Annotated in this window: 13 protein-coding genes and 1 tRNA gene; 2 read left to right on the forward strand and 12 right to left on the reverse strand. The window is 45.8% G+C overall.

The annotated features are described in order from the left end of the window. Positions 1-4: 4 nt before the first annotated feature. The 12 genes from ccsA to MHI12_RS23950 form a co-directional block, all read right to left on the reverse strand. Positions 5-832: a cytochrome c biogenesis protein CcsA gene (gene ccsA / locus MHI12_RS23895; protein ID WP_036605894.1), complete on the reverse strand. Its 828-nt coding sequence runs from the start codon at positions 830-832 to the stop codon at positions 5-7. Positions 833-846: 14 nt separating this feature from the next. Continuing rightward, on the reverse strand, positions 847-2,232 hold the full coding sequence (hemA, locus tag MHI12_RS23900; protein ID WP_133387117.1) for a glutamyl-tRNA reductase: 1,386 nt from the start codon (positions 2,230-2,232) through the stop codon (positions 847-849). Positions 2,233-2,573: 341 nt separating this feature from the next. Continuing rightward, positions 2,574-2,975, reverse strand: a complete 402-nt coding sequence (gene speD, locus MHI12_RS23905; protein ID WP_036673526.1) for an adenosylmethionine decarboxylase — start codon at positions 2,973-2,975, stop codon at positions 2,574-2,576. Positions 2,976-3,310: 335 nt separating this feature from the next. Next, positions 3,311-3,898: a hypothetical protein gene (locus MHI12_RS23910; RefSeq protein ID WP_036605891.1), complete on the reverse strand. Its 588-nt coding sequence runs from the start codon at positions 3,896-3,898 to the stop codon at positions 3,311-3,313. 267 nt (positions 3,899-4,165) lie between these two features. After that, positions 4,166-4,822, reverse strand: a complete 657-nt coding sequence (gene yihA, locus MHI12_RS23915) for a ribosome biogenesis GTP-binding protein YihA/YsxC (protein ID WP_124117707.1) — start codon at positions 4,820-4,822, stop codon at positions 4,166-4,168. Positions 4,823-4,978: 156 nt separating this feature from the next. Next, complete coding sequence (gene lon, locus MHI12_RS23920; protein ID WP_338588371.1) at positions 4,979-7,318, reverse strand: endopeptidase La; 2,340 nt, start codon at positions 7,316-7,318, stop codon at positions 4,979-4,981. Positions 7,319-7,404: 86 nt separating this feature from the next. Then, positions 7,405-9,159, reverse strand: a complete 1,755-nt coding sequence (lonB, locus tag MHI12_RS23925; RefSeq protein ID WP_133387115.1) for an ATP-dependent protease LonB — start codon at positions 9,157-9,159, stop codon at positions 7,405-7,407. 167 nt (positions 9,160-9,326) lie between these two features. Next, positions 9,327-10,424 (reverse strand): flavodoxin-dependent (E)-4-hydroxy-3-methylbut-2-enyl-diphosphate synthase, encoded by a 1,098-nt coding sequence (ispG, locus tag MHI12_RS23930; protein ID WP_076216934.1) that lies wholly within the window; start codon positions 10,422-10,424, stop codon positions 9,327-9,329. A gap of 121 nt (positions 10,425-10,545) precedes the next feature. Continuing rightward, positions 10,546-11,799: an ATP-dependent protease ATP-binding subunit ClpX gene (clpX, locus tag MHI12_RS23935; RefSeq protein ID WP_036605887.1), complete on the reverse strand. Its 1,254-nt coding sequence runs from the start codon at positions 11,797-11,799 to the stop codon at positions 10,546-10,548. 12 nt (positions 11,800-11,811) lie between these two features. After that, positions 11,812-12,402, reverse strand: coding sequence for an ATP-dependent Clp endopeptidase proteolytic subunit ClpP (gene clpP / locus MHI12_RS23940; RefSeq protein ID WP_036605886.1), 591 nt, complete (start codon positions 12,400-12,402; stop codon positions 11,812-11,814). A 379-nt stretch (positions 12,403-12,781) separates the two neighbouring features. Next, positions 12,782-14,122, reverse strand: a complete 1,341-nt coding sequence (gene tig / locus MHI12_RS23945; RefSeq protein WP_091037594.1) for a trigger factor — start codon at positions 14,120-14,122, stop codon at positions 12,782-12,784. Between the two features lie 138 nt (positions 14,123-14,260). Further along, the gene (locus MHI12_RS23950; protein WP_405173045.1) at positions 14,261-15,196 is read right to left on the reverse strand and encodes a hypothetical protein; all 936 of its coding nucleotides are present in this window, start codon (positions 15,194-15,196) and stop codon (positions 14,261-14,263) included. 234 nt (positions 15,197-15,430) lie between these two features. Between MHI12_RS23950 and MHI12_RS23955 the strand changes: the two genes are divergently transcribed. Both MHI12_RS23955 and MHI12_RS23960 read left to right on the forward strand, forming a co-directional pair. Further along, positions 15,431-15,504, forward strand: a tRNA-Arg gene (locus MHI12_RS23955). Between the two features lie 1,025 nt (positions 15,505-16,529). Next, positions 16,530-17,759 carry a CynX/NimT family MFS transporter gene (locus MHI12_RS23960; RefSeq protein ID WP_405170524.1) on the forward strand — a complete coding sequence of 410 codons (1,230 nt, stop codon included), beginning with the start codon at positions 16,530-16,532 and terminating at the stop codon, positions 17,757-17,759. Positions 17,760-17,832 lie beyond the last annotated feature (73 nt).

Raw genomic sequence — 17,832 nt, forward strand, 5'->3', positions numbered from 1 at the left:
CCCTTCACTCTCCCGTCCAACGATGAAACGCTGAATACGCATTGGATAAAAAACTTATAATGACAAATCCGTACCCAATCAGTGTCCATCTTGCCATGATAATTGTAGAGAACTGTTTCCTTCTCTTAGATACGAAGTACCCCACATAGATGGCTATAGCAAGACCTGTCGCAATAACTTTGAGATCCAAGAGTAGAATCCAGCGTCTTTCCGCCACAATGGATAATACGGCAAGCATCACAGAAACGCCAAGGAGCGGTGTACCTATGAAATTAGCACCATCCATGTATTTGCCGATCACTTCCAGGCTTGGCATCCGTCGCATCGTATCATTCCACTTTTTTTTCTTCAACTTACGGTGCAGGAACAGATATAACATGGCAAATACCGTAGCAACGGTTAACGCCGCAAAACCAAGATTCGCCAAGGTAATATGCATAATGAGTAATCCATGTACCGTTTGCCAGTTATGCAGTGATATCTCTCCGGCCGTAAACCACAGTCGGTTTAATACCGTAACGGAAAAACCTACAACATTTAGCAACAATATCACAAATTCAGAACGCTGGATGCGAGTCATGACAAGAGACATCAGCACAATACTGAATGAAAATATAAACAAAAAATCAAAGGTAGTATAGATGGGGAAATGGCCTTCAGTCCACATGCGCAATATGACATGTGTTACCTGCAATCCCCAAACAACGACAAGAAACCCTGTGCCTGTCCGCTTCGCCCCCGCATTGCGTCGAATGCAGTCCGAGAAATAGAACAGTAGGCTCAGGGCATACATATAGATTAGAGCTTCATAGACTTGTTCAGCAAGGGTCAAGCTGCCCACCCGCCTTATACGCCTGCCGGAGCATAAGCCGGCACGGGGTCTTGCCGGTTTTCGTTAAGGTGAGCAGCTGGTTTCGCCAGAGCTGTGGCATCACTCTGACTCACTTTTTCAGCGGCCACCTCTACTGCATCTTCCAGAGCGAAAATCTGAGTAAACATGCGCAGAGCTTCATCACCTTGCTTCGTGCCTGCCATTTCTTTAATCCGATTAATCGGATCTGTCGTCATTTGGTTCACAATACTCTTGGTCAAACGACGAATGACTTTACGTTGATGTTCATCCAGCTCAGGCAGTTTATTAAACAGGCTATCCATCGTTTCTTCATGAATGGAGACACCTTTTTCCTGCAAAGCCCGAATAACGGGACGAACACCCAACGTTTTGAGCCAATGGTAATAATCCTCCATCTCAAGCTCAATCATTCTCTCAATTTTGGCAGCTTCCACCTTACGCATCTCCAGGTTGCTCTCCACGATTCCTTCCAGATCATCAATGTCATAGAGAAATACGTTGGATAATTCACCAATCGCCGGATCAATATCGCGTGGAACCGCAATATCAATCAGGAACAATGGACGAGATTGACGACGCTTCATGCTCTCTCGTACCACTGCTGCATCCATGACATAACGTTCAGCTCCAGTGGAACTAATCACAATATCAACTTCATTAAGTCGATCTAGTGCCTGTTCCATGGTACAAGGTGTCCCCCGGAACTTGGCTGCCAATTCTTCAGCTCTTGCGAGCGTGCGATTCGCCACGATGACCTCGGATGCCCCGTTGGCATAGAGATGTTTCACGGTTAGTTCACTCATCTTGCCGGCACCCAAAATGAGCACCTTCTTGTCTGTGAACATGCCAAAAATCCTCTTACCGAGTTCAACAGCAGCATAACTGACAGATACGGCGCTTTCCCCAATGGAAGTCTCCGAATGTGCCCGTTTGCCCAATGTAACTGCCTGCTTAAATAACTTATTAAACCAGGTACCTGTTGATTTCTCTTCCTGCGCTTTAAGAAAAGCCTGTTTCACCTGTCCAAGAATCTGAGTCTCACCAATGACCATGGAATCTAGTCCGCAGATGACGCGGAACAAATGGCGCATGGCTTGATCATCTTCATATATATATAAGTGTTGCGTAAATTCTTCCCGTGGTACATTAAACCATTGTTCCATGAATGTTCGAATAAAATAACCACACATGTGAAGACGGTCCACCACAACATACAACTCGGTACGGTTACATGTGGCTACGATTACACCTTCCAATACACTCTTGGTCAGCTTGAGCTGCTGCAGCGCTTCAGACAAGTCCTTTTCTGCAAATGTGAATCGTTCCCTAACCTCTACAGGCGCCGTGCGATAATTCAAACCAACGACAACGATGTGCATTGCAAGTTCACCTGCCTAATAAATTTCCAATCAAAGTGCTTACTGCATATGTCTATCCATTTATGATTGACATGGTTAATTATATCACACATCATAGCCGTGACCGGGTCATTTTTATGAAATGTTTATGAAATCACCATGTTCATCATCATATGCACTGTCATTTATTGTAGTGTCTCACCAAAGTTCACCGTTATGCGTTAAAAAGTGTCGATTATGAATATTCATAACGATACGCATATTAAAACAAATAGCCATGGAATTATTCCATGACTATTTGAGTTTGGGAGGTTATGTGTCCATCCCGATATGTGAACATTGTGTATGCAATATACTTTTATTTAAACCCGTTCAGTCTGGTTGTTCATGTCTGGTGTTTCAACTTGCAATTCGCCCAAACCACGTACCAACTTCTTTGCATACGTTTTTTCAGGCTTTAATACGGATACCAGGTAGTCAATAGCAAGCTGTGGATCTACAGTCTCCCCACAAGTGTAACAATCAATCGCTGCAAAACCTCTCTCAGGATACGTATGAATGGAGAGATGGCTCTCAGACAATAGTACAAGTACGGTCGCTCCCTGTGGATCAAACTGCTTGGACTGTACGGACATCACTGTCGCGCCACATGCCTCCGCTGCTTCAACCATTTGGGCTTCCAGATACTCTGCATTGTTCAGTAGATTAAAGTCGACACCCCAAGTATCAACAGCAACGTGTCTTCCGAAAGTTGAATATTCCATCCTTCGGTTCCCCCTTCCTAGGAATAAAATGTTTGAAAAATTTCATCCGCTAGGACCTACGTCATTCACTTCCCGAGGGAAAAATCTCTCGCAACATATAATGTCCTGAGTGAATCCTGGTTCCTATATTGTTTTCAACGAGATTAAAAATAACATTGAATCTGAGTGAAATCAACCCTTTTCCAGAAGATTGTAAAATAAATATTTTCAATTCGGAATATTCCATCTCACATCAAAAAATCCCCCTGAAACCTCCACATTGGCGAGTGCCACTGCCCGGAAGATACAAGGGAATTCATTACATTCATATACGTTTATAAACATACAATTTTAAGTTAATAGGCTTCAAGCTCAAACAACCGTTTTTGATGTCGAGCAAGGGTCTCATCAATCTGATGGAGCTGATCAGCAGTCGCATCTTTTCTAGTGTCCAGCAGTGAATCGATCTCGGCATACACACGGTTGATTTCGCGTTCTACATCTCTGGCCTGGAACAGATGTTGCAATTCAAGCAACGTATTTTTGTATTCATAGATCACTCGGGTGTTCTCCCCGGTTTTCTCCACAATTTTGCGGACAGTGCCTTGAGCATAAACATACGTCATGGTGAACCCTTTATAGATCCGATGAACGACCCCGTCACCTTTGAAAGTCACAAAGAGCTTCCGGACAACGTTGGTTAAATGCAGATTCACCAGGCGGCAAGATAACTCACAGATATAAAACCCTTCTATGCGGTCAAAAGGGAAATGTACTTCTTCTCCACTTACATCCCCCAGCACAACCTCCTGACAACCATTGTCCAACACCTTAACCCGATGATGAAGCCTGCCGTCTTCTGTCATGCGCAAAAACTGATGCATCTGGGGTTCTGACAATTTCATAGTGGCCTTAACATACTCTGTGGCTAACCGCTGAGCCATACAAATCCCTCAATTCTTTCCCGATTGTTTTGTCTTCCTGCACATGTAGCAGTCATCTCAAAATTCTTCAGGCCGGCAAGGCCGGTATTTTTGGTACTGTTGGCAATATGCACCTATGCTCATTATACACTACCCTAACGCTATTTTTCTCCAGACCCAGATGATGAATTCTCACGAAATCCCATAAAAAACCGGATTAATCTGGATCTCATCATAGATTCACTTAGCATGCTCACTTTCCTGCACTAAAACGGTATACTATCTCGGTTATCCGTTAATTTCGTTGGTTTCTTCCTCATCAGAAGCACCCTCTGCTTCCAGTACTGGTGCATACTTATCTATGCGGGCATGGCGGGTAATGATGTCCCATAACTCTTCTTTCCCCAATCCCTCTTCGGATGAAAACGGCACAAACAAATCCCCTGAACGAAGACCCAGTGATTCTTTAATAACTTTGATATGTTTGGCTCTGCGTGTTTTTGGAATCTTGTCCATCTTGGTTGCTACGACAACCAAAGGCAATCCGTTATGACGAAGCCATTCATTCATCATCTTGTCATCCTTGGATGGCTCATGTCTCATATCCACCATCTGCATAACCAGTTTCAACTCTTCGCGTCCGAGCAAGTATTTCTCCATCATTTTGCCCCAGGCAAAGCGTTGCTCCTTGGAAACTTTAGCGTAGCCATATCCCGGGAAATCGACGAAGTAGAGATCCTGATTAATTTTATAATAGTTCAGTTGCTGTGTCTTACCCGGTGTTGAGCTCGTCCGAGCCAGATTTTTACGATTGATCAAACGGTTGATCAGAGAAGATTTTCCCACATTGGAGCGTCCCGCCAAAGCAATCTCTGGCAGACCGTCCTCGGGGTATTGTTCAGGCCGAACGGCACTGATAATAAATTCAGATTGATTTACTTTCATATTGTATCTTTCCTCTCTTGAACGCCTGTGCTATGCATCACCTGTTGAAGGTATTATGCCATGGATTGTTCTATCATACCAAAAAAACCGTTCCAGCGGACGCCGAAGCCTCCGCAGAACGGTCTACTCTTCATACGAACCTTTCGGATACGTGGATTACAGGTGAATTCCTGCCTGCTCAACAAGTGCATGCTGCAATACCTGATCCATATGGGCTACAGGGACAAACTCCACATCTTCCTTGATGCTGTCTGGAATGTCACGCAGGTCCCGTTCGTTATCCTTAGGCAATAATATTTTTTTATAGCCGGCACGATGGGCTGCCAGTGATTTCTCTTTTAGACCACCAATCGGAAGCACACGTCCACGCAGTGTTATTTCACCAGTCATCGCGATATCCTTGGACACATGTTTGTTCGTCAAGGCTGAGATTAACGCTGTTGCCATCGTAATCCCGGCAGATGGACCATCCTTCGGAATTGCTCCTTCCGGAACGTGGATATGAATATCGTTCTTCTCATGGAAGTCAGGCGAAATCCCAAGCTGTGTAGCTTTGGAACGGGTGTAACTGAATGCGGCTTGTGCCGATTCCTTCATGACATCCCCCAGTTTACCTGTGAGAGTCAATTTACCTGTTCCAGGCACAACTGTCACTTCAATGACAAGGGTATCTCCACCCACTTCAGTCCACGCCAGACCTGTTACAGTACCAATCTGATCTTCCAGTTCGGCCATACCATAACGGAACTTGCCAGGTCCAAGGTAGTCTTTGATCTCATCTGATGAGATGTTAATCTGACCTTCCACACCAGATACGATATTTTTGGCAGCTTTCCGGCACAACGAAGCCATCTGCTGTTCCAGATTACGCACACCGGACTCCCGTGTATATTCACGAATTACACGCAACAACGCGTCATCCGGAATTTCCAATTGCTCTTCTTCCAGACCATGGTCCTGCTTCTGTTTGGGCAACAAATAGTTTTTCGCAATTTGCAGCTTCTCCAGCTCCGTGTAACCAGGGATGTTGAGCATTTCCATCCGATCCAGCAATGGACGCGGAATATTGTGCACCGTGTTGGCAGTTGTTATAAACATAACGTTGGATAAGTCAAACGGCAATTCTACAAAGTGATCACTAAACGTATTATTCTGTTCCGGATCAAGGACTTCAAGTAACGCTGCAGAAGGATCTCCGCGGAAGTCTGAAGCCATCTTATCAATCTCGTCCAGCAGGAATACCGGATTCAGTGAACCTGCCGTTTTCATCCCCTGGATGATACGCCCAGGCATGGCGCCTACATAAGTGCGTCGGTGACCACGAATCTCAGCTTCATCACGTACGCCGCCAAGAGATATTCTTACAAACTCCCGACCCAGTGATCTGGCGATCGAACGGGCAAGTGATGTCTTACCGACCCCTGGAGGTCCAACCAGACAGAGAATTGGCCCTTTGAGCTTCTTGACGAGCTTCTGGACAGCCAGATATTCAAGCACACGCTCTTTGGGTTTTTCCAATCCGTAATGATCTGCATTGAGCACATCTTCGGCTTTTTGAATATCCAAATCATCCGCTGTCATCTGACTCCAAGGAAGGCCAAGCAGCCAATCCACGTAGTTGCGAATGACTCCGCCCTCGGCTGAACTTGCAGGCATCTTCTCCAGTCGATCAATTTCTTTCTCGACCTTTTCTTTCACCTTGTCCGGCAAGCCGAGTTCTTCCATCTGAGTGCGAAGTTCCTCGACCTCACCCGCACGGCCTTCTTTTTCACCCAGTTCTTTCTGGATCGCTTTCATTTGCTCGCGCAAATAATATTCCTTCTGCGTTTTCTCCATCTGTTTCTTCACACGTTGGCTGATCTTGCGTTCAAGCTCCAGCACTTCGCGCTCATTATTCAGGATATCCAGCAATTTCTCCAGACGTTCCCGAACGTCGATGGTCTCCAGAATTTCCTGTTTATCCTTGATCTTCAAGGACAGGTGACTCGTGATAACATCGGCCAGACGCCCTGGTTCTTCGATGTCAGACACCGCTGCGAGTGTCTCTGGTGTCACTTTTTTGGACAGATTAATATAATTCTCGAACTGGTTCAGAACGGTACGCATCAAGGCATCCGTCTCCGGATGGGTGTTCTCCTCTTCAGGCAGCTCTTTAGCCAGTACTTCATAATATTCCTCGTTGTCCGTATATTCAATAATTTCAGCCCGTTCCAAGCCTTCCACGAGTACACGAATCGTACCGTTCGGAAGCTTCAGCATCTGTCTGACCTTGGCCACGGTTCCGATTCTGAAAATGTCCTCTTGTGTTGGTTCTTCAATATTTACTTCGGCTTGGGAACATAGGAGAATCAGATGTTCTTCTACCATCGCTTTTTCTAAAGCCTTGACCGATTTCTCCCGGCCCACATCGAGATGCAGTACCATACTCGGGTAGACGAGAAGTCCTCTTAAAGGCAGTAAAGGAAAACGACGACCTTTCGCTTTGCTCGGTCCCATCGCTTTCGCACCTCCAATGGCTCTCAGGTTGTAGTCATTCATTATTCTATCAAATGTTCACATAAAAAACCAATGAAGGGAAGCGCTTAGCAGCTTCCCGAATCTGTAACCTGTCCTGGACGAGGCACGTCCGCACGCAAATAGGAAGCGGATGCCGGTGGAAAAATCTCCGGTGCAGGTGCAACTGTCTCCTCTGCAAGCTTCGTTTGTTCCATCTGTTGTGATTCCGGAACCCAGGCGAACACTTCACGGAATACGTCCTGTACCGTATCTACCGGGATAACACGCAAGCCATCCAGATTCTCGAAAATGGACTGCCAGTTCTCCGCAGGAATAATAACGGTCTTCGCTCCTGCCTGAAAGGCAGCCTCCACCTTGGCCAGTACGCCACCAATAGGCTTAACCCGACCATGAATACTGATCTCGCCAGTCATCGCTGTCTCATGATCCACAGGGCGTCCCTGAATGGCTGATGTAATGGCAGTCGCCATCGCAATCCCGGCGGATGGACCATCAATAGGCGTCCCACCTGGGAAATTCACGTGTAAATCGTAATCATTCGGACGAATACCCATGGCTTTTAATACGGTTAACACATTTTCAACCGAGCCTTTGGCCATACTTTTTCGCCGGAGTGTACGCGAACCGCCTCCAATCTCTTCTTCATCCACAACGCCTGTAATGTTGATTCGGCCTTGATCTTTAAGAGCCGGAACAGCAGACACTTCGATCTCCAAAATGGTTCCCATATTCGGTCCGTATACCGCCAAGCCGTTAACAAACCCCACCTGCGGCTGTGTAGGGACCTTCCGATCAGGGCGTGGCTGAATCTGACTGCTACCCGCCACCCACTCCACATCAGACGCCTGAAGCGTCTCACGCTTCTCTGTCAGCGCAAGTCCAGCAGCCAGCTGGATGATATTGACCGCTTCACGTCCATTGGTTGCATATCGCTTGACCACATCAACGGCATCCGGACATGGACTGAACCCTATTTTCTGAACAGCATCCTCTGCAATTCGCCCAATCTCCTCAGGCAACAAAGGACGGAAATAAACTTCCATGCAGCGGGAACGCAAAGCTGGTGGTAATTCATGAGGCGAACGTGTCGTTGCTCCAACAAGGCGGAAATCGGCCGGCAGGCCATTTTGAAAAATATCGTGGATATAAGCAGGAGTATGCGTGTCTTCCGAGTTATAGTACGCACTCTCCAAAAACACCTTGCGATCCTCCAACACTTTCAACAGCTTATTCATCTGTATCGAATGTAATTCACCAATTTCATCAATAAAAAGCATTCCCCCATGCGCTTTCGTCACAGCGCCCGGTTTTGGTTGGGGAATACCAGCAACGCCCATGGCTCCTGCTCCCTGATATATCGGATCGTGGACCGAACCAATTAAGGGGTCCGCAATTCCACGCTCATCAAAACGGGCTGTTGTTGCATCCAGCTCAGTGAATTTCGCGTCTGGCTTGAAAGGAGAAGACGGATTCTTCTTGGCCTCTTCCAACACAACCCTTGCGGCAGCTGTCTTCCCGACTCCGGGAGGGCCATAAATAATAACATGTTGCGGATTCGCACTGCATAATGCAGCTTTAAGGGCACGCAGCCCGTCTTTTTGCCCAACAATATCGTTAATGGTAGCTGGACGCGTCTTCTCCGACAAAGGCTTGGTGAGTGAGATTGAACGCAGCTTGCGCAGCTTCTCCAGTTCCTTGCGAGATTCTCGCTCAACGGCACTGCGGTTCGTTTTCTGACCACGTAGCAGGTTCCAGAAATACAAACCAATCACCACTCCAAAAAATAACTGAATCAACATGATGACCATACCAAATTCCATGTCTTCACATCCTCCTATTTTGTCGCTATTCTCATATGAGATCATGCTAATACTTGGTAGTATAGCCTTTTCAACGCGACGTAAACGGGCGATGCGGAATTTGTATGCGAGAAAATAAAAAGCCCGCCATCGCTGGCGAGCTTTTGTTGTAACAAGATATGAATCAATCAGTGCGAACGACCAGGAATAACACCTGTCTCTTCGTAGGCTTCGACGATTTTGTCGATCTCTTTTTTTAATTCCTCAACCATGATTTCTTCAGGCACTTTACGGATCATCTTACCGTGACGGAACAAGAGACCTTCTCCACGAGCACCGGCAATCCCGATATCCGCTTCTTTAGCCTCACCTGGACCATTAACCGCACAACCCAACACCGATACTTTAATCGGCACCTTTAGTTTGGAGATATACTCTTCCACTTCGTTGGCAATGGAGAACAGGTCGATATCCAAACGTCCACACGTTGGGCAAGAGATCAATGTGGCTGCATTTGTAATGAGTCCAAATGTTTTGAGCAGATCACGAGCAACCTTGATTTCTTCTACCGGGTCCGCACTCAGTGAGATCCGCATCGTTGAACCAATACCCATCGACAACAAGGCTCCCATACCTGCGGAGCTTTTGATCGTACCCGAGAACAGTGTACCCGCTTCTGTAATCCCGAGATGCAACGGATACGGAATGATTTGAGCTGCTTTGGTATACGCCTCAATCGCCATCGGCACATCCGATGCTTTGAGAGATACGATGATATCATGGAAATCAAGCTCTTCCAAAATACCAATGTGATACAATGCACTTTCTACCATAGCATCTGCCGTAGGATATCCATACTTCTCAAGGAGATGGTTTTCCAGAGACCCCGCATTTACTCCAATCCGAATCGGAATGCCGCGGTCTTTACAAGCCTTAACCACTTCTTCCACTTTTGCACGTTTACCGATGTTACCTGGATTAATCCGAACTTTATCGATGCCGTTCTCAATCGCAAGTAAAGCCAGCTTATAGTTGAAATGAATGTCCGCTACAAGCGGTATATGAATGCGTTTTTTGATTTCCTTGATGGCTGCGGCAGCTTCCTCATTATTCACCGTTACACGTACCACTTGACAGCCCGCTTCTTCCAGTCGCAGAATCTCTGCAACCGTAGCTTCAACGTCTGCCGTTTTGGTTGTACACATACTTTGGATAATGACTTCGTTACTGCCACCGATCGTTACGTTTCCCACTTTCACGGGACGTGTATCCTGTCTTAAATACATGAGTGATTTCTCTCCCCACAACGTCAAAGCTCCACCCTGACAGAGACATGAATTCGCCTTCTGCCAAAGTGGAGAACTGACAAGTCTATATTTCAGAGTTCAACGGGATTCAGGCCTTTTATTAGGCGCTCTCTTCCTGCTTATCGTCCTTTGATTGGCTTAGTTCAGGCACGACTCTTTTCTCAACAACTTCTTCGGTAATGACACAGTTCGTAACATCTTCACGTGAAGGCACTTCATACATGATTTCAAGCATGATACCTTCAATGATGGCACGTAATCCACGTGCACCTGTGTTACGTTTAATTGCTTCTTTTGCAATCGCGAGCAATGCAGCTGGTTCAAAGACCAGATTCACATTGTCCAGCTCAAGCAGTTTTTGGTACTGTTTGGTAAGCGCGTTTTTTGGTTCGGAAAGAATCCGTACCAGCGTATCTTCATCCAGCGGCTCCAAAGTGGAGATGACTGGCAGACGGCCTACAAATTCCGGAATCAGACCAAATTTCAGCAAATCTTCCGGCAATACCATACCCAGGTATTCACCGGGTTTCAGATCTTTTTGCTCAGAAACGGTATTAAAGCCAATGACTTTTTTACCGATCCGGCGTTTGATCATTTGCTCCAGACCATCAAAGGCACCGCCGCAAATGAACAGGATGTTTGTTGTATCGATCTGAATGAATTCTTGATGAGGGTGTTTGCGACCACCTTGTGGTGGTACAGAAGCCACAGTTCCTTCAAGAATTTTCAAGAGAGCCTGTTGCACACCTTCGCCCGATACATCACGAGTAATGGATGGGTTTTCGGATTTACGCGCTACTTTATCAATCTCATCGATATAAATAATGCCACGCTCTGCTTTTTCCACATCATAATCAGCAGCTTGAATCAGTTTGAGCAGGATATTCTCTACATCCTCACCTACATAACCCGCTTCTGTTAATGACGTAGCATCCGCAATAGCAAAAGGAACATTCAAAATTTTCGCCATCGTTTGCGCAAGCAACGTTTTACCAGAACCTGTTGGTCCTAACAGCAAAATGTTACTCTTTGACAATTCAACGTCTTCAATTTTGCTTTGTGTGTTGATCCGTTTGTAGTGATTATACACGGCAACAGACAATGATTTTTTCGCTTGTTCCTGTCCAATAACATATTGATCCAGAATATTACGAATTTCTTTTGGTTTCGGAATATCTTTCAGGTCTACTTCTTCATCATGACCAAGTTCTTCCTCAACGATTTCGGTGCAAAGTTCGATACATTCATCACAAATGTACACGCCTGGTCCAGCGACCAACTTGCGTACCTGCTCCTGAGATTTACCGCAAAAAGAGCATTTCAATTGCCCTTTCTCATCGTTAAATTTAAACATGAAACCACCCCTTTAGGAATTGATCGGTCTACTGAGCACCTGGTCAATAATGCCGTACGTCTTAGCTTCTTCAGCGCTCATGAAGAAGTCACGGTCGGTATCCCGCTCAATTTTCTCAAGAGGCTGACCCGTACGATCGACGTATATTTGATTCAGTTTCTGACGTGTTTTAATAATCCATTCTGCGTGTATCTTAATATCCGCAGCCTGTCCTTGAATGCCGCCAAGCGGCTGATGAATCATTACTTCGCTGTTTGTCAGCGCATATCTCTTGCCAGGTGCACCGGCTGTCAGCAATAACGAGCCCATGCTTGCTGCCATCCCTACGCAAATGGTAGATACATCCGGCTTGATAAATTGCATCGTATCGTATATACCCATCCCTGCGGTGACAGAACCACCAGGTGAGTTAATGTACAAGCTGATATCCTTCTCAGGATCGTCGGCTGCCAAAAACAAAAGCTGTGCTATGACAAGATTGGCTACATCGTCATCAATCGCACTGGTTAGAAAGATAATGCGATCTTTCAGCAAACGTGAATATATATCGTAAGACCGCTCGCCTCGATTGGTTTGTTCTATAACCATTGGCACCAGACTCATGAGACCAACCTCTTTTCTACATGTAATTAGACATAGGCCACCTGTAAAGCAAACCCAAATTCATTCTAACACTTTCCTGTGACAATGTCATTTTTCACAAGAGGGGTCAGACATCCGTTTGTTTACTTTTTTAGCCTGATCATATTTAACCATGTTTTCTATGTATGTGCAAATTGAAGCCATCCTATGCCGTCTTGCCGTTTTTTATTTGCATGAAGTACATAGGTATGTAAAAAGTGTACACGGATCAATAAAATTAGTGTTCATCCATATAATTACTTCATTTTCTATAAAATGGATGTCACAATTTAAAAATAAGGCACGCAATAATTCACGTGCCTTATCGTTTATTCAACTGACAAGTTGATAACAGCTTGTCTTATTTTTCGTCAGCTTCTGCAACAACTTCTTCAGCTGGAGCTTCAACTGGTTCAACAACTGTGCTGTTCTCAACAAGAACGTCAATCGTTTTGCGCAGTTTAACTTCATCGCGAAGGCTGTCCAGGGAACCATTACCTTCGAGGATGCCACGGATCTCATCAGCAGGACGCTTGTAAGATTCAGCCATTTTCTCGAGTTCTTGATTCACTTCTTCGTCAGATACTTCAATGTTTTCCGCTTTACCTACAGCTTCAAGCACCAGGTTGTTGCGAACACGTTTGGAAGCATCTTCTTGCATTTGTCCTCTCAGGTCAGCTTGAGTCTGGCCAGAGAAGCTCAGGAACATTTCAAGGTTCATACCTTGGTTACGCAGACGGTTGTCGAAATCACGCATCATGTTTTGTACTTCGCTCTCAACCATTGCAGCAGGAATGTCCACTTCAGCGTTCTCAGCCACTTTTTCTACAACTGCATTTTCTTGTGCAGCTTTGGCTTCGTCAGCTTTACGGGATTCCAATTGTGTTTTCAGGTCAGCTTTGTACTCTTCAAGTGTGTCAAATTCGCTAACATCTTTAGCAAACTCATCATCCAATGCAGGAAGTTGTTTGCGTTTGATTTCGTGAATTTTCACTTTGAATACCGCTTGTTTGCCAGCAAGTTCTGCTGCATGGTAGCTCTCTGGGAAAGTCACTTCTACGTCTTTGAAGTCGCCTGTGGAAAGACCCACAACTTGCTCTTCAAATCCAGGGATGAATGTGTTGGAACCCAGTTCCAAGGAATAACGCTCAGCTTGTCCACCTTCGAAAGGTACACCATCAACGGAACCGTCGAAGTCGATTACTGCAACGTCGCCGTTAGCAGCGGAACCTTCGTCGATTACAACGAGTTCAGCGTGACGTTGTTGAAGACGCTCAAGTTCTTCAGCCACTTCTGCGTCAGTTACTTCACCTTTTGCTACAGCAACTTCGATTCCTTTGTACTCACCAAGAGTAACTTCAGGTTTCACAGTTACTTTTGCTTTGAACTTGAATGTTTGTCCTTTAGCGAATTGTTCAACATCTACGTCAGGACGATCAACCGGGAAAATATCCGTTTGGTCGATTGCTTCTGTATAAGCTTCAGGAAGCAAAATGTCGATTGCTTCTTGATAAAGGCTCTCTACACCAAAACGTGCTTCGAAGATGGAACGTGGTACTTTACCTTTACGGAATCCAGGTACGTTTGCTTGTTTAACCACTTTATTAAAAGCTTTGTCGAGTGCTGCAGTTACACGATCTGCATCCACTTCAACCTCAAGAACCCCAAGGTTCTTCTCTATCTTTTCCCAAGTTGCTTTCATTGTATACTTTCCCCTCCAAAATTCACATGTTCACGTAGGCAATCACGTACAAAATAACCATTTTAGTATAAACAAGATTAGATTCTTTTTCAAGGGGAATCCCTTGATACGGTTTAAGGAAAACGTTTCCGGCCTCGATTAACCGTCCAAACCGGCAGATACAAATTGTTTCATGGAACGATAAGCCTGCTCCAGTCGAAAGCGCATCGCGCCTGTCACAGCATACATTGAGCGGGTATTTTCCTCATCATGCGAACCACCCAGACTGTCTGCAACGGTCATATGTAGAGCTGCTGCCCATATATCTGTCATGGAATCATTTTCTTCCAGCATCGATACATAATCACGGGTTCCATACACCGCCATGACATATTGTATCCACAGTTCCTGGGCAAAATAAAAGAGCGTAGGTTCATGAACCTCCGTCTGATCTGCCACTCGTTCCAGAATCTGAACGATTTGGAGCGGGAATTCCTCTGGTCTAAGAGGCACGGTGTCGATCTCGACTTCAACCTGCTCTTCGCCTCTCGTAAACAGGATCATACCTTGAACACCTCGGCGACGCAAGGTTTGCAGCACCCGAAATTGAAGCAGAGGGTGAAGCGACTTATCTTTTAACCAACTGGTAAGTGCCTCGTCAATCTTCGGCAGATCAAGATAGGCCAGCTGCTCCAAAGCCAGCATCGTCTGTTCAGACAGCGGCTCTTCCATTACTGTGCGAAGCATTTTATCTGCATAGCCATCATCCTGTTCAAGCTTCATTCGGGCATGCTGCCGTGCCATGTCTTCCTCACTAATCTCTTCTTTCTCTTCTCGTTCTTCAAGAACAGCAGGCGAGGTTTCTTCATATTGAGGAAACGCAGCCTGAAGCCATTCGAGCAGAGCCCGCCATTCATCATAGTGGCGCTCTTCCTGTCCCTGACATTGCAGCAAAAAGTGAAGCAATTTCATCGCTTCACCATACCGTTCATTTTCAAGCATAACTGTCAATTGAATCTGGTAATAGTCCAGCGTCTTAGGAAACAGCACAATATTGTTGTTATGCTCGGTTTCCGGGGTCGTGGATTCCTTAATGGGAGCACCTCCTCTATATCCTGAATCTCCAGTCGGAATCAACATAAATAGATGTATATATTAAAACGATTGTCGATCTATTTTCTGAGTTCTCCTGATATTCTAACATAACCTTAAATATAATGAAAAAAACGTTACTGCCGCCAAATATCATATACGAAAAATAGTTTAAAATAAAATGCTTGATATTCCTGTATGCATATGATAAAATCAATTTTGCTTGAAAAAATTCATGTCTCAGTAGCTCAGCTGGATAGAGCAACGCCCTTCTAAGGCGTCGGTCGGGGGTTCGAATCCCTCCTGGGACGTATTAAAAGAAAACTTCCTTCGGGAAGTTTTTTTGCGTTCTGGGGATGGGACCCCAACGGTTTGTCGGAGCATTCGCTTCGTTAGCACCACTTCGCAGTCTCGACTGCAAGGAGAGTATTCCTCCTGGGACGTATTAAGAAGAAGCTTCCTTCGGGAAGTTTTTTTGCGTTCTGGGGATGGGACCCCAATGGTTCGTCAGAGCATTCGCTTCTTTAGCACCACTTCGCAGTCTCGACTGCAAGGAGAGTATCCCTCCTGGGACGTATTAAAAAGAAGCTTCCTTCGGGAAGCTTTTTTTGCGTTCTGGGGATGAGAATCCCAACGGTTCGTCGGAGCATTCACTTCGTTAGCACCACTTCGCAGTCTCGACTGCAAGGAGAGTATCCCCCTGGAACTATTTAAAAAGAAGCTTCCTTCGAGAAGTTTTTTTGCGTTCTGGGGATGGGACCCCAACGGTTTGTCGGAGCATCCGCTTCGTTAGCACCACTTCGCAGTCTCGACTGCAAGGAGAGTATCCCCCTGGGACGTATTAAAAAGAAGCTTCCTTCGGGAAGTTTTTTTGCGTTCTGGGGATGGGACCCCAATGGTTCGTCGGAGCATTCGCTTCGTTACATGCTCTATGTCGCTGTATTGGAGCGTCCGCATTTGCTCACTCTATAAGCAACACGTTGAAGTATCGATGTTCTAACGAACACAGGACACTTTATTTGCTCTAAATTCAGCACTGTGGAATTCTAACGAATCTTAGAGAGCTTATTTCACCATTCCGAGGTATTAACTCACTTATTTGCGTTTCATAGCCTGATTAATGTCGCTGAGGTTCGTTAGAATCTGAAAATAGCGGTTTTACTCATTATAAGACCTCGTGGATTCGTTAAAGTTCACAGGGTAGTCAAGACACCCAAAGTCCATTGGGTGTTTTTTCATTTCATTGCTCAACATTGACATGGAATGTTATGCTTACGGAGTGGGTAATGTAACAATCCATACATATTAACTTCTTAGGAAACAGGAGATTTTATCAATGTCATCTTCAATACAGCAACACTCATCTATCCATACCGAGGAAGAACATTCTTCGACATCCAAAAGATTCGGCCTTTTATTAGCAGGCATTATCGTCATCGCCGCTACCATGAGGTCACCGATTACAGCAACCGGACCTGTAGTGGAGATGATCCGCTCAGATACAGGTATCGGCCATACGATGGTCGGGCTTCTGACCTCACTACCTTTGCTCGCCTTTGCAGCAGTCTCCCCCTTTGCACCACGTCTTGCCAAACGTTTAGGACTCGAATCTGCTCTGCTATTGGCTGTTATGATCGTAACCATTGGGGTGGCATTACGCTTGTTGCCTTCCGTTCTCTCCTTATATGCAGGAACCGCAATTTTGGGATGCGGCATTGCATTAAGCAACGTGCTTTTGCCAAGTTTGATCAAACGTGATTTTCCATTACGGGTAGGTATCGTCACCGGATTATACTCTGTATCCATGAATATATTTGGCGCCATCGCCTCCGGTGTGAGTGTGCCCGTAGCAGGAGCCACATCTATGGGTTGGCGTGCTTCGTTAGGCATGTGGGCCCTGTTGTCCATATTGGCGCTTCTCTTGTGGCTCCCCCAGATCGCCGCAGGACGTCAGCGAATGTTATTCATAGCCACACAGAGTGAAGGGACGCCTGTACGTCTACGGACCTCTTCCCTGGCCTGGTTCATTACTTTATTTATGGGTCTGCAATCTCTAATATTCTATACAACGATCACCTGGCTTCCCGAGATTCTCGCTGAGCAAGGATTCAGCCCCACCTCAGCAGGGTGGATGCTCTCCCTGATGCAGATGGTTAGTGTACCGGCTACCTTTATCGTTCCAATCCTCGCCGGCCGAACGCGAGATCAGCGTGTTCTAACTGCGATAACGTGCTCTTCTTTAATTGTCGGGTATGCTTTATTGTTAAGTGGCATCGCTTCGCTCGTTACCATCGGTGTCACGTTGGCAGGAATAGGTGCTGGAGCTTCATTTGGAATGGTAACCATGTTCTTCGTCCTTCGCACAAAAGATGCCAGACAAGCTGCCAGCCTGTCCGGAATGGCTCAGTCCTTCGGATATATGCTTGCTGCAGTGGGACCTCTACTGTTCGGCATGCTTCATGACTGGACAAAAGGATGGACCCTGCCGTTGCTAATACAGGTCATTCTGGCCGTTGCTCTGCTAATCGCTGGGATTCAGGCCAGCAAAAATAGAATGATCGGTTAGCCATACAATTCATTTATAAAAAAACAAAACGGCCTCCATCCTGCAAATCAGGATGGAGGCCGTTCATGCATAG

The organism is Paenibacillus sp. FSL H8-0280, assembly GCF_045040665.1.
Lineage (GTDB): Bacteria > Bacillota > Bacilli > Paenibacillales > Paenibacillaceae > Paenibacillus > Paenibacillus xylanexedens_A.

Bases quoted from the DNA above. Each gene is read 5' to 3' on its own strand.
- lonB (WP_133387115.1), bottom strand. From the start codon at position 9,159: ATGGAATTTGGTATGGTCATCATGTTGATTCAGTTATTTTTTGGAGTG.
- hemA (WP_133387117.1), bottom strand. From the start codon at position 2,232: ATGCACATCGTTGTCGTTGGTTTGAATTATCGCACGGCGCCTGTAGAG.
- clpX (WP_036605887.1), bottom strand. From the start codon at position 11,799: ATGTTTAAATTTAACGATGAGAAAGGGCAATTGAAATGCTCTTTTTGC.
- speD (WP_036673526.1), bottom strand. From the start codon at position 2,975: ATGGAATATTCAACTTTCGGAAGACACGTTGCTGTTGATACTTGGGGT.
- MHI12_RS23960 (WP_405170524.1), top strand. From the start codon at position 16,530: ATGTCATCTTCAATACAGCAACACTCATCTATCCATACCGAGGAAGAA.
- MHI12_RS23910 (WP_036605891.1), bottom strand. From the start codon at position 3,898: ATGGCTCAGCGGTTAGCCACAGAGTATGTTAAGGCCACTATGAAATTG.
- clpP (WP_036605886.1), bottom strand. From the start codon at position 12,402: ATGAGTCTGGTGCCAATGGTTATAGAACAAACCAATCGAGGCGAGCGG.
- ispG (WP_076216934.1), bottom strand. From the start codon at position 10,424: ATGTATTTAAGACAGGATACACGTCCCGTGAAAGTGGGAAACGTAACG.
- yihA (WP_124117707.1), bottom strand. From the start codon at position 4,822: ATGAAAGTAAATCAATCTGAATTTATTATCAGTGCCGTTCGGCCTGAA.
- lon (WP_338588371.1), bottom strand. From the start codon at position 7,318: ATGGGACCGAGCAAAGCGAAAGGTCGTCGTTTTCCTTTACTGCCTTTA.
- tig (WP_091037594.1), bottom strand. From the start codon at position 14,122: ATGAAAGCAACTTGGGAAAAGATAGAGAAGAACCTTGGGGTTCTTGAG.